This is a genomic window from Mycolicibacterium canariasense, from assembly GCF_002101555.1.
Classification (GTDB): domain Bacteria; phylum Actinomycetota; class Actinomycetes; order Mycobacteriales; family Mycobacteriaceae; genus Mycobacterium; species Mycobacterium canariasense.
In genome coordinates, this window is record NZ_LQOL01000054.1 from 1 (window position 1) to 13,252 (window position 13,252).

The window sequence follows — 13,252 nt, forward strand, 5'->3', positions numbered from 1 at the left end:
CCCGCCGCCCCCGCGCCCGGCACCCGTGCCGCCGCCTCCGCCGGCACCCCCACCATCACCGCTTCCCGCAGCCCTCGTGGCACCCCCACCCGGTGCGTCGGCACCCTGCGTCCTGACCATCGAGCAGATGCGCACCATCGTGGCGTCCGCATATAGCGGAACGATTCTCGGCAAAGCGTTCTACGGCCCGGATTGCGCCTTCCCGCTCGATGCCGGACCACAGCTGAACATCAACCTGCCGGCGCCGGTCGGCCGGCCCCATCCCGCTCCCCCGGCGCCCGCCGCGCCACCGGCCCCGCCGGTCCCCGGACCACCGCTTTCGACGAATCTGGTGACCGATGAGGTGATGGTGGCGGTGCTGACCGGTATCGGCGACTTCGGCTACCACGTCGGAACCGGCCTCACCTGACCTCATGCGGGCGCGGTGTCGAGCCTTGCGGCCATCGCTACCGCTTCGCCGATCCGGACGACGATCCTTCCGATCGCAAAGTCCGCGGCGACCGTCCTCCGCGACAGGCGGTTAGCCGGAACGCGCGCTCGCCCAGCGGCGCGGTGTTATCGTTGCGGTCGACGCTGGCGTCAATATCGAGGGTTCATCTGTGCACTACCTACCGGAATGTGCTGGATCCACCCATGCCGCGCTTGTCCGCTTAGCCGGATGACTCAAAATAGCAGGTAATCGGCTCTCCGACCGCGTGCTGCGGCCGCCCGTGCCGTGCTACGCTCATGTTAGCTGTACGCCGAGGCGCATTCGCCGAGGCAAATCGACGGGGGACGAAGGTAGGGATAGCTGATGCGAAGCGGAAGTGCGTCGCCGGCATCGGGTGCCATCGGTGATGGTGGCGCGACGCCCAGCGACGCCACGGTAGCCGTCATCAGCTGTAGCCGTATCGGCATGACCGCCAATCCGCCCCGGCTCACCCTGGCCGACTGGTTCCGCCCCCGCCGTCGGCGTTGAATTGCCGGCTCGGCCGGCGCGTTGAACTGCCGGCTCGGCCGGCGCATTGAACTGCCGGCTCGGCCGGCGCGTTGAACTGCCGGCTCGGCCGGCGCATTGAATTGCCGGCTCGACCGGCAGGCCGATAAGGCTCAGCGGCGCCGCACCCGGCGAATCACCAGCACCAGCACCACGGTGCCGACCACCGATCCCACCACGGCGGGCTTCTTCACGAATGCCAGCACGCGGGCTTTCGCATCATCGGCCAGGCGCTGCGGGTTGGCCCGCTCGGCCAGCAGATCGACCGTCGACGCAAGCTGATCGCGCGCCTGGTCGATATCGCGCTTGATGCTGTCTGGATCCCGGTCGGCCACTGTGCCCCTCCATGTGCGCCTTCATCTCACAACCATTGCCGACTTACCCTAGAGCAGCCGCAGCCCACCGCGCTGCACCGGTCGATCAGAAAGACGTGTAACAGGTATGCCCCAGACCCCGCGCCTCGCCGTCGGCGACAAAGCCCCCGCATTCAGCCTCCCCGATGCCGATGGCAAGACGGTGAAGCTCTCCGACTTCAAGGGCCGCAAGGTCATCGTGTACTTCTACCCGGCCGCGTCCACGCCGGGCTGCACCAAGCAGGCTTGCGATTTCCGGGACAGCCTCGCCGAACTCAACGAAGGGGGCCTGGACGTCGTCGGCATCTCCCCCGACAAGCCGGAGAAGCTGGCCAAGTTCCGCGACAACGAGGGACTGACCTTCCCGCTGCTGTCCGACCCCGAACGCAAGGTGCTCACCGCCTACGGCGCCTACGGCGAGAAGACGATGTACGGCAAGACGGTGCAGGGCGTCATCCGGTCCACGTTCGTCGTCGACGAGAAGGGCAATATCGAGGTGGCCCAGTACAACGTCAAGGCCACCGGCCACGTCGCCAAGCTGCGCCGCGACATCTCGGTGTAGCCCCTCTGGTCATCACAGCGCGAATGCGGCGACCAGAACGTCGGAAACGCGCTTAAGGCGTACCCAGCGCGCCGAGCAACAGCGCCTCGGCCGTTGCCGCCCGTGCCAGCACGCCCAGGTGCAGGCTCTCGTTGATGCTGTGCGCTTGCGTGCCGGGATCTTCCACACCGGTCACCAGGATCTTGGCGTCCGGGAACGCGGTGGCGAACTCGGCGATGAACGGGATGGACCCACCCATGCCCATGTCGACAGGTTCCCGGCCCCACGCCGTCGTGAATGCCGCACGGGCCGCGTCGTACACCGGGCCGGTGGCATCGATGGCGTACGGCTGGCCGACGTCACCCGGCGTGACGGTGACCTTGGCGCCCCACGGTGCGTGCTCCTCGAGGTGCCGGGTGAGCGCCTGCAGGTGCGCTCGCGCATCGCCGCCGGGCGCCACTCGCATGCTGACCTTGGCCCGCGCCCGCGGGATCAGGGTGTTGGACGCCTTGGCGATGGGAGTGGTGTCGATCCCGATGACGGTGATCGCAGGTTTGGCCCAAAGTCGTTGCACCACAGCACCGGAGCCGATCTGCGATACCCCGTCTAGTACACCGGACTCGGCGCGCACCCGCGCATCGGAGAACTCGACCTCGGCGGCGGTGGCCTCGTGCAGGCCGGCGACGGCCACGTTCCCGTCGTCGTCGTGCAGGCTGGCCAACAGCCGCACCAGCACCGACAGCGCGTCGGGCACCACCCCACCCCACAACCCCGAGTGCAAGCCATGGTCCAGCGTGGCCACCTCGACCACACAGTCGGCCAGGCCACGCAGCGACACCGTCAGCGCCGGGATGTCGGTGCTCCAGTTGTCCGAGTCGGCGATGATGATGACGTCGGCGGCCAGCAGGTCACGATGCGCGTCCAGCAGCGCGCCCAGTGACGGCGAGCCGGACTCCTCCTCGCCCTCGACGAACACCGTGACGCCGACCGGCGGGTTGCCGTCGTGCGCCCGGAACGCCGCCAGATGCGTTGCGATCCCGGCCTTGTCGTCGGCCGTGCCACGCCCGTAGAGCCGGCCGTCGCGTTCGGTGGGTTCGAACGGCGCAGAACTCCACTGGGCGGCGTCGCCTTCGGGCTGCACATCGTGGTGGGCGTACAACAACACCGTGGGCGCACCCTCGGGTGCGGGATGGCGGGCGATCACCGCGGGCGCTCCGCCGGCCTCCACAATCCGGACATCGCCGAAACCGGCCTCCGACAACAGTTTTGCCGTCAGCTCGGCACTGCGGTGCACCTGGTCGCGGCGGGCCGGGTCGGCCCACACCGATTCGATGCGCACCAGTTCTTCCAGATCGCTGCGAACCGAGGGCAACAGTTCACGCACACGCGCGACGAGATCAGTCATGACGACGAGCCTATCGCCACGACCGATCCTGCGAGCGCCCCCGAAATGCCAACCGCGAGCGGCGTGTCCTGTGCAGACACGGCCGCTCGCGGAAGGGAATCAGGCCTCCAACACCGCGACCGCCGCGGCGGTGTCGGCCTCGTGGGTGAGCGACAGGTGGATGGTCACATCCTTGAGATGCTCGGCGATGGCACCGGTCAGCCGGACCTTCGGCCGACCCCACATATCGGTGATCACCTCGATATCGCGGTGAATACCCTCCGGCAGCATCGGCCGCTTGGAGAACCGTGATCCCGACCAGGCCTTGATCACGGCTTCCTTGGCCGCCCACCGCGCCGCGAGGTGGCGCGCCGCCGACGAACTCTTGTCCGCGGCGTCGCGCCGTTCCCCCGGCGTGAAGGTTTCGGCGAACACGGTGCCCGGCTGGTCGACCTGCTCCGCAAAATCCGGAATGGAAACCAGGTCGATGCCTACCCCAACGATGCCCATACCCGGCACGCTATCCGACTCGCTTTCGCTCATTTCGAGTAGTGGCCGTCCACGCCGAGGCGAGCCGTCGGATCCAGCAGCATCGCCGCTTCCTGAGGCTTCTCGGCGGTGTCGCCACCGAACCGGCGGTCGGCCGGCTTCTCGTACAGCGCGGGACCACCGGCGATCGCCGAGGCCAGCTTGCGCTGACCGGCCAGCACCCGGGCGTTGGCCCGCGCCTGGTAGTCGGCGCGCTGATCGGCGGGCAGGGCCGCGATCAGTGCCTGCGGATGCACCAGCGCCACCAGACCGGACACGTGCCCGAACCCGAGGCTGGTCACCAGACCGGCCTTGAGCGGGAACTTGTCGCCGAAGTGCAGCGGCTCGCGCAGCCAGACGAAGTGCTGGGCGTGGTCCAGTTCGTCGTCGACGCAGTCCAGGCTGCGGTTCGGCGGAATGACGCCGTCACGCAGGATCTGGCACAGCCCCATCATCTGGAAGGCCGCCGCACCACCCTTGCTGTGCCCGGTCAGGCTCTTCTGGCTGACCACGAACAGCGGCGCACCCTTGGAACGGCCCATCGAGGCGGCGAGCCGCTCGTGCAACTCGGTCTCGTTGGGATCGTTGGCCAGCGTGGAGGTGTCGTGCTTGGACACCACCGCGATGTCGTCGGGTCCGACGCCGAGCTTGCCCAGCTCGCGGGCCAGCCGCGACTCGCGCCCGCCCCGGCCGGCGCTGAGCGCACCCAAACCTGGGGCCGGGATCGAGGTGTGCACACCGTCACCGAACGACGACGCGTAGGCGACGACGGCCAGCACCGGCAGACCCATCTGGACCGCGAGATCACCGCGGGTCAGCAGAATCGTTCCGCCGCCCTGTGATTCGACGAAGCCCAGCCGTCGACGGTCGTTGGCCCGGGAGAACTTCGCATCGCTGATGCCCTTGGCCCGCATCATCTCGGTGTCCGCGGTGGCCGACATGTCGCCGAAGCCGATGATGGCCTCCAGCGTCAGGTCGTCATAACCGCCGGCGACCACGAAGTCGGCCTTGCCGAGCTTGATCTTGTCGACGCCCTCTTCGACCGACACCGCGGCCGTCGCGCAGGCGGCGACCGGGTGGATCATCGAGCCGTAGCTACCGATGTAGCTCTGCACGACGTGCCCGGCGAAGACGTTCGGCAGCACCTCCTGCAGGATGTCGTTCGGCTTGCTCCTGCCGAGCAGGTTGCCGTGGTACATCGTCTGCATCGAGGTCATGCCGCCCATGCCGGTGCCCTGCGTGCTGGCCACCTGGCTGGGATGCACCCAGCGCATCAGCTCGGCCGGGCTGAAGCCGGCCGACAGGAACGCATCGACGGTGGTCACCAGGTTCCACAGCGCCAACCGGTCGATCGAGCTGGCCATGTCCGGCGAGACGCCGTAGACCTGCGGATCGAATCCGGTCGGGATCTGCGCGCCGACGGTCCGGGACAGCTTCACCTTGCGCGGCACCCGGATCTCGGTGCCGGCCTTGCGGGTGACCTGCCAGTCGGAGCTGTCGGCCACCGGGGCGATGACGGTGTGCTCGGGGTCGAACTCGACGAACGCCCGGGCGTCGGCCTCCGACGACACCACGAAGGTGAAGTCCTTGTCCAGGAACACCGAAACCAGCAGCGGCGAAGCGTGATCGGGGTCGATCGCGCCGTCGTCCACCCACTCGCGGATGCCGACCCGCTCCACCACGGCGTCGTGGTAGCGCTCGACGAGTTCGCCCTCGTCGACCAGGTCACCGCTGGCGGTGTCGTACCAACCCGGCTTCGGGTCGTCCTCCCACTTCACCAGGCCGGTGGTCCAGGCCAGCTCCAGCACGCCCGCGGCGGACAGCTGCCCGGAGACCTCCATCTCGAAACGGGTGCGCGAGGAACCGTAGGGCCCGAGTTCGGCGCCACCGACGATGACCACCATGTCGGCCGGTTCGATGTCGAGGTCGGCCCACTCCGGCGGCGGGGCCGCCTGGTAACCACGCGGCGGCGACGGCAGCGCGGCGATGGTGCCGGATGCGTCCTCGTCGGCGTGGTCCTCGGCGGACTCGGAGAGCATCTCCTCGCGGGCCTTGGCGGCCAGCTCGGCCATGTCCAGCTGGACATCGCCCAGCCCGCCGGTCAGGTCGACCTTGATCGGCTCACGCGCCGCGGCCACCTTGGACTCGATATCGCACAGTGCCAGCAGCATCGACGCCATCTCGGCGGTGGTGTAGGTGGTGACACCGGCTTCCTCGACGGCCCCGACGATGGCGTCGTTGTGGCCCATCAGGCCGGTGCCCTTGGTCCACCCGATCAGCGCGTGCGCCAGCGAAACCCGTTGCGACCACGATGATTCGGCCTTCCAGCGGGCGACGACGGCGTCGAGCGCCGACTTCGACTCGCCGTAGGCGCCGTCACCGCCGAACATGCCGCGGTTGGGCGAGCCCGGCAGCACGACGTGCAGCCGCGAGGCGATGTCGCGCTCCGCACCCAGGTGCGAAAGCCCACCGATGAGCCGCTGCACGGCCCACAGCAGCACCTTCATCTCCATCTCGGAGCGGGCACCGGCCTCGGACAGGTCCCCGGCCACGCGCGGCGCGGCGAACGGGAACAGCAGCGTCGGGGTCTGCGCGTCCTTGAGGTGGATCGCCTTGGGGCCGAGGTTCTCGGTCTGCTCGTTACCGACCCACTCGACGAGGGCGTCGATATCGCTGTAGGAGGCCATGTTCGCCGGGACGACCCACAACGTGGCGCCGAAGCGGGCATGGTCGCGGTACAGCGTGCGGTAGAACGCCAGCCGGTCGTCGTCGAGCTTGGACGTCGTCGCCACGACGGTCGACCCGCCTTCGAGCAGCTGCGCGACCACCGAGGCGGCGATGGAGCCCTTCGAGGCACCCGTCACCACGGCGACTTCGTTGGCGTAGCAGCCCTTCTCGGGGTTCTCGGCGCCGGCGGCGGCGCGGCCGTACAGCGCGGCGTGGATGTTGCGCCCGGCCGCCAGGGCCTTGCCCTGCCACCAGGTGGCCTGCGTGCCCACCACGTTGCCCGCACCCTCGAAGCGCTGCGACAGCCGCTCCCAGTCCGCGTCGATCTCGCTCTCGTCGAGCAGCCACAGCTTGGCCAGATCCTCACGGGCACTGGCCCACCGGTCGTCGAAGACCACGGCCTTGCGGGCGTCGAACACCGGCGCCACCAGACGCGGCCAATCCGAACCGAGTTCGGCGGTCACCAGGTCGATCAGCTCGGAATCGCTGACCGTCTCCTGGGCGACAGGGCTGTTCAGGCCCAGCTCGGAGAGCACCAGCCGGGCGGCCGAGGCCAGCACACCGTTGGGTCCGGTGACCTGCTCGGCGAACTCGGTCAGCGCGGCGGAGTCCACCACACCGCCGCCGGCGGCACCGGAGGACGGCATCGACACCGAAATGCCCTTGCGCGCACCGACTGCCGAGACCGCGGCGTCGATCACCCTGTCCACCGAGGCGGCATCGGACAACGCACCGTCGTGCAGGCCGCCCAGGCTGCCACCGCGGACACTGGAGCCCTCACGGGTGCCCAGCGCCACCTCGGCGGTGACGTGCTTGGCCCAGCCCGGCCCCAGCTCCCAGGTCTTGGTGACCCGCTCGGTGATGTAGGCCGGGCGCTTGCCCGACGGGCCGAACACCGTGCGCAGCTGATCGTTGATGGCATCCGAGAGCACCGGGCCGAACGGCTTGTAGGTGCGGGCCAGCTTGGTCACCTGAGACTTCAGACCGGACAGGTCCGCTTCGGCGGCGCCGTCGATGGCACCCAGGTTCAGCTCGGAACCGAGGTCCACCAGCAGCTGGTTACGCCGTGAGGAGGCACCGTCGGTGATCGACTCGATGGAGTCCAGCGGCTCGATCTGGTCTACCCGCATCTTGGCCGACAACGCGATCAGCGACAGCGTCGCGTCCGCGGCGTCATAGGAGATGTCCTCTGGGCGGGGCCCACCCGACGGCGCGGCGGCCGGCGCCGGAGCGGCGGGGGCGGCAGCGGCCGGAGCGGCTTCGGCCGACGGCGCGGCGGGAGCCTCTTCCACCTCGGGCTCGGGCTCCGGGTCGGTGTCCGTCGCGAACAGCACCGCGGCGTCGCGCTCGGCGTTGAGCACCTCGGTGGTGTTGTGCGAGTACTCCGGCAGCTTCAGCGTGTTGGTGGCCAGGCCGGCGACCGTCGGCGCGGTCTTCACGCCGATCTCGACGAACCGCTCGACGCCGAGGCCTCCCGCTGCTTCTTCGATGAACAGCAGGTCCTGGGTCTCGATCCAGCGCACCGGACTGGCGAACTGCCAGGCCAGCAACTCGATGACGATCTTGCGGCACAGTTCCTCGGGCCGCTCGTTGCGCCAGGTGTCGTAATCGGCGAGCACCTCGTCGAGCGGTTCGGCGGGCACCAGATCGCGGATCTCCTGGATGAAGTCGCGGTCCAGGGTGAACGGCCGGGGCACCAGGTTGGGGATGTAGCGGCCGACGATCACCGCGGGGTCCTGTCCCTCGGGCATGACCCGCTCCAGCGCACGGCGGAAGTCGGCGACACCGACCCGCAGCACCTCGGAGTGGAACGGTACGTCGATACCGGGCACCAGGATGAACGAGCGCTTGCCGCCGCTGATCTCGCGGCGCCGCTCGATCTCCTCCTCCAGCGCCTCCAGGCCGCGCACGGTACCGGCGATCGCGTACTGCGAACCGCGCAGGTTGAAGTTCACGATCTGCAGGAATTCACCTGTGCGCTCGGCGATTTCGGCGACGAAGTCGGTGACGTCGTCATCGTCGAGGTCGATCTGCGAGGGCCGGATGGCCGCCAGCCGGTAGTTGGACCGGCCCTTCTCGTCGCGCGGCACGATGTCGTGCATCTTGCTGCCGCGGTGGAATACCACCTCCAGCAGCGCCTCCAGCTTGTAGACACCGGAAACGCAGGCCAGCGCGGTGTATTCACCGACGGAATGGCCGCAGGCGATGGCACCCTCGACGAAGGCACCCTGCTCCCGCATCTCGGCCACCTGGGCCGCGGCCACCGTGGCCATGGCGACTTGGGTGAACTGCGTCAGGTACAGCACGCCCTCGGGGTGGTGGTAGTGCACACCGGAGGCGATCAGGCTGGTCGGGTTGTCCCGCACCACGTGCAGAACCGAGAAGCCCAGGGTGTCGCGGGTGAACTTGTCCGCGGAATCCCAGATCTTGCGGGCGGCCTTGGACCGGGCCCGCACCTCCATGCCCATGCCCTTGTGCTGGATGCCCTGACCGGGGAAGGCATACACCGTCTTCGGTGCGGCCAGCTGCGCGGTCGCCGACATCACCAGATCGCCACCGACCTTCGCGGTGACCTCGATGATCTCGGCACCACGGTCGATGCCGACGCGGTCGACCCGGAAGTCGATCTCGTCACCGGGCAGCACCATGCCCAGGAAGCGCGAGGTCCAGCCGACCAGCCGGGCCGGCGGGGTGGCCCGGCCGTCGGTGGCGGTGACCACGTGCTGCGCGGCGGCCGAGAGCCACATGCCGTGCACGATCGGGCCTTTCAGCCCGGCCAGCAGGGCGGCCGCCCGGTCGGTGTGGATCGGGTTGTGGTCACCGGAGACCACCGCGAAAGCGCTCATGTCGGTCGGCGCGGTGACGGTGACATCGCGCCGACGACGACGCGGGGTGTCGGTGGCGTTGTCGGTGATCGCACCGCCGGCGCGCGGCGGGTCTGCCAGCTCGGCCGAACCGTTGCGCCCGCGGATGGCGAACCGCTCCTCGAGCGTGGCCAGCACGGTGCCGTCGGCATCGGCGATGGTGACCGTTACCGGCACGACGCGGCCGTACTCGGTGTCGCTGGCCGGCGAAGCCGTTGCGGTGACGGTCAATTCGGCCGCCGTCTTGGGCATCGGGGCCAGCAGGTGCGCGGCATGGTCCAGGTGCACCAGGCTGAGCAGCCCCTCGACGACGGGGAATCCGTCGGCGGTGACGGCCGCTCCGATGGTGGCGAACACCGCGGGCCAGGTGCGGCCCACCAGCGCGTCGGGCACCAGGGTCAGGCCCGGGGCCAGCGGCGCGCCGAAGGTGGCGGTCACGCCGGTGTGGTCGGCGACCTCTTCGGGGTCCCAGTCGACGGTCAGCGTCGCCGTGTTGTCCTGAACCGGCGGAAGCGATTCCGCTCCGTCGACGCCGGCGGCGATGGCCAGCACGGCGCGCATGGCAGCCGAGGCATCCTCGGTGGTGACCACCGGCATACCGCCGTTGACCGTGGCGGCCGGCAGCGTCAGCTTGATCTCGATCCAGATGTCCGAGAGCGGCACGCTCAGCGTGACGCCGTCCTCGGTGAGCTCCAGGCGCGAGCCGGTGGACGGGTGTACCGCGGAACGGTTTTCGTTGACCTGCCATTCGCTCGGGGCACCGATCCGGTGCACCGGGTTGATGGCGGTGCGCCCGGCCCACAGCACGTCGGGCGAATCCAGCACCACGGCGATCGGGCCAACGACATCGGCCCGGGCCTGGCGGCGGGACACCACCGGCACCGACTCGGCACCGGCGGCCAGCACCTCGTCGATGGCGGCCTGTTCGAAGCGGTCCAGCAGCTCACCGACCGGCTCGTCCGCCCGGGTGATCCCGGCGACGGCCTGGGTGCCCGGGATGATGCACACCTGGTCGGCGCTGTATCGGGCGTCGTGCGCCTGCCACAGCGAGTCGCTGCGCCACCAGCGCCGCACATCCTTGTCGATGACGGGCACGAAGTTGACCGGCTTGCCCGGCGTCTTGCACAGCGTGATGAAGAACGGCACGTCGGCCGGGTGCAGCTTGATGGTCTCGGCGTCCGGGTAGCGCGACAGCAGCGCCGCCCGCGCGGCGGCCGGATCCTCCAGCAGCGCAACACTTTCCGAGCCCGAATCGAACAGGGTCTCGATCGGGCCGGAATCCTGCGGGTGCAGGCGGGCCTCGGCGCGCTTGAGCATGCCTTCGAAGCGGTCCCGCCAGGTGATGTCCAGCCACGGCGAATCGTCGCGCTTGGTGTCGGCGGTGGAATTGCCATCACCGATCGCCAATTCGACGTAGCGGTCCAGCCACTGCAGGTAGGTCATGTCCGATACGTCGCCGAAGTAGGGCTTGGCGGTGTCGGCCATCGCGGCGATGATCTCGTCGCGCCGCTCGGCGACCGCGTCGGCGTCACCGGCGACCTCGTCGAGCAAGCGGCCGCAGCGGGAGGCGGTGTTGTCGATCTCGTGGATGTCGGCACCCAGCTGGCTGCGCCCGGATGCCATGCCGCCCTGGGCTTTTCCGGCACCCACCCAGATGTCGGTGCCGTTGGTGTCCACCAGCAGCTGCTTGACCGCAGGTGAGGTGGTGGCCTCCAGGGTGGCCATCGCGGCGGTGCCCACCAGGATGCCGTCCACCGGCATCAGCGGGAAGCCGTAGGTCTGCGACCACCGGCCGGACAGGTACTCCGCGGCCCGCTCCGGGGTGCCGATACCGCCACCGACACAGATGGTGATGTTGGACAGCTTGCGCAGATCGGCGTACGTCGACAGCAGCAGGTCGTCGAGGTCCTCCCACGAGTGGTGACCGCCGGCGCGGCCGCCCTCGATATGGGCGATGACGTCCTTGCCGGGCACCTCGGCCGCGATCTTGATGACCGACTTGATCTGGTCGACGGTGCCGGGCTTGAACACCACATGGGTGATCCCGATGCCGTTGAGTTCATCGATCAACGCGACGGCCTCGTCCAGCTCGGGGATGCCGGCGGTGACGATCACACCGTCGATCGGCGCGCCTGCCTGGCGGGCGCGCTGCACCAGGCGGCGGCCGCCCAGCTGCAGCTTCCACAGGTAGGGATCCAGGAACAGCGAGTTGAACTGGATGGCGCGGCCCGGCTCCAGCAGCTGGGTCAGCTCGGCGATCCGGTTCTCGAAGATCTCCTCGGTGACCTGACCACCGCCGGCGAGCTCGGCCCAGTGGCCGGCGTTGGCCGCCGCGGCGACGATCTTGGCGTCGACCGTGGTCGGGGTCATCCCGGCCAGCAGGATCGGCGAGCGGCCGGTGAGGCGGGTGAACTTGGTGGACAGCTTGACCGAGCCGTCGGGCAGCGTGACGGTCGACGGGGCGTAGCTGGTCCACGGGGCCGGCACCTCGGGCACCGCGCCGACGGTGAACAGGCTGCGCTGCCCGGCGCGGGTGGCAGCCGGGACGATGCCGATGCCCAGACCGCGGATCACGGGAGCGGTGAGGCGGGTGACGGTGTCGGCCGGGCCGAGGTCGATGATCCAGCGGGCGCCGGCCTGCGCCAGGCCCTCGACGTCGCTGACCCAGTCGATGGGCTCGACGAAGATGGATTCGGTCATCTTGTGGGCCAGTTCGGCGTCGATGCCGACCTTGGCGGCCCAGTTGTCGACGAGCGCGACACCGTCGGCCAGCCGCGGTGTGTGGAAGCCCACCTCGACCTGCACCGGGTTGAACACGGGTGAGAACACCGCACCGCCGCGCAGCTTGTTCTTGCGCTCGGCTTCTTCTTTCTCGGTGATCTTGGAGCAGTACAGCTCGAACCGGCCCAGCTGCTCGGGGGTGCCGGTGATGACGACGGCGCGGCGGCCGTTGCGGATGGACAGGACCGGCGGCAGCACGGTGCGCACGTCCTGGGAGAACTCTTCGAGCAGTTCGGCGATGCGGTCGGGGTCGACGTTGGTCACCGAGACCATCGGCGACTTGTCGCCGCGGCCCACCATGCCGCGCCGGCGCGACATCAGCGAACCGGCGGCACCGATCAGCTGCAGCAGGGCGAGCAGTTCGGCGTCGCGGGTGCCCTTGGCCTTCAGCGACTCGACGCCGAGGATGCCCTGGGAGTGGCCGGCCATGGCGACCGGCGGGGTGCCGTAGAGATCGAGCCCCTGCCGGGTCAGCGCGCGGATGGCGGCGATCTGGGTGAGCAGGATGCCCGGTCCGGAGATCGCGGCGGTGGTGAGCTGTTTGGCGGCGGGCAGCGGCTCCTCGGCGGCCAACGCGCGCACCCACTGCAGCGGCTCGAAACCGATCGGGCGGACCACCACGAGTTCGCGGGCCACCGGCTCCAGCATCATGGCCGCCTCGGTGACCAGTTCGCTCAGCTCCGATTCGATGCCGGCCGAGCTGACCAGTTCTTCCAGGCTCTCCAGCCAGGACGCCCCCTGGCCGCCGAATGCGACGGCATAGGGCTCGCCGGCGTTCAGCAGGTCGACGAGCGCGTGCGCACCCGACAGTGGAGCTCCCCCGAGGCCACTCTTACCGTTGGCCGCCACCCTGTCGTGTTCGTTGATCGTCACGTCTTGCCATCTCCCTCGGTACTGATGTGTTCACGCGTCTGGCTGATGGTGCCGGTGACGCCGCGCCGTCGCGGCGGATCCGGATGTGCCCGCGGGCTGCGGGCCCGGCGATTCGGCACTGAATCTCCACAAGCTCTCCGGCCGGTGCCGTTCCCGCTGGCATGGTCAGGGGTCACGCCCCGATGACGAATCACCGTGGTGCGACCCCCGGGCACGGTCCAGCAG

At 69.4% G+C, this 13,252-nt stretch carries 7 protein-coding genes; 3 read left to right on the forward strand and 4 right to left on the reverse strand.

The genetic code is table 11. The features are described from left to right. The first annotated feature begins 127 nt into the window (after positions 1–127). Together AWB94_RS18665 and AWB94_RS35170 are read left to right on the forward strand one after the other, a co-directional pair. Positions 128–409 carry a hypothetical protein gene (locus tag AWB94_RS18665; protein WP_165605314.1) on the forward strand — a complete coding sequence of 94 codons (282 nt, stop codon included), beginning with the start codon at positions 128–130 and terminating at the stop codon, positions 407–409. A gap of 384 nt (positions 410–793) precedes the next feature. Continuing rightward, entirely contained in the window at positions 794–958 is a 165-nt protein-coding gene (locus AWB94_RS35170; RefSeq protein WP_165605315.1) for a hypothetical protein, read from the forward strand. 131 nt (positions 959–1,089) lie between these two features. Here AWB94_RS35170 and AWB94_RS18670 read toward each other — a convergent pair whose 3' ends face one another. Further along, positions 1,090–1,311: a DUF3618 domain-containing protein gene (locus AWB94_RS18670; RefSeq protein WP_062656705.1), complete on the reverse strand. Its 222-nt coding sequence runs from the start codon at positions 1,309–1,311 to the stop codon at positions 1,090–1,092. A gap of 106 nt (positions 1,312–1,417) precedes the next feature. Between AWB94_RS18670 and bcp the strand changes: the two genes are divergently transcribed. Beyond that, the gene (bcp, locus tag AWB94_RS18675) at positions 1,418–1,891 is read left to right on the forward strand and encodes a thioredoxin-dependent thiol peroxidase (protein ID WP_062656706.1); all 474 of its coding nucleotides are present in this window, start codon (positions 1,418–1,420) and stop codon (positions 1,889–1,891) included. Between the two features lie 52 nt (positions 1,892–1,943). Here the strand turns inward: bcp and AWB94_RS18680 are convergent, their stop codons facing one another. The 3 genes from AWB94_RS18680 to AWB94_RS18690 all read right to left on the reverse strand — a co-directional run bounded on the left by AWB94_RS18680 (position 1,944) and on the right by AWB94_RS18690 (position 13,027). Continuing rightward, positions 1,944–3,275: a dipeptidase gene (locus tag AWB94_RS18680; RefSeq protein ID WP_062656707.1), complete on the reverse strand. Its 1,332-nt coding sequence runs from the start codon at positions 3,273–3,275 to the stop codon at positions 1,944–1,946. A gap of 99 nt (positions 3,276–3,374) precedes the next feature. Then, the gene (gene acpS, locus AWB94_RS18685; protein ID WP_024451064.1) at positions 3,375–3,764 is read right to left on the reverse strand and encodes a holo-ACP synthase AcpS; all 390 of its coding nucleotides are present in this window, start codon (positions 3,762–3,764) and stop codon (positions 3,375–3,377) included. A 29-nt stretch (positions 3,765–3,793) separates the two neighbouring features. Continuing rightward, positions 3,794–13,027, reverse strand: coding sequence for a type I polyketide synthase (locus AWB94_RS18690; protein ID WP_062656708.1), 9,234 nt, complete (start codon positions 13,025–13,027; stop codon positions 3,794–3,796). Between the last annotated feature and the right edge of the window lie 225 nt (positions 13,028–13,252).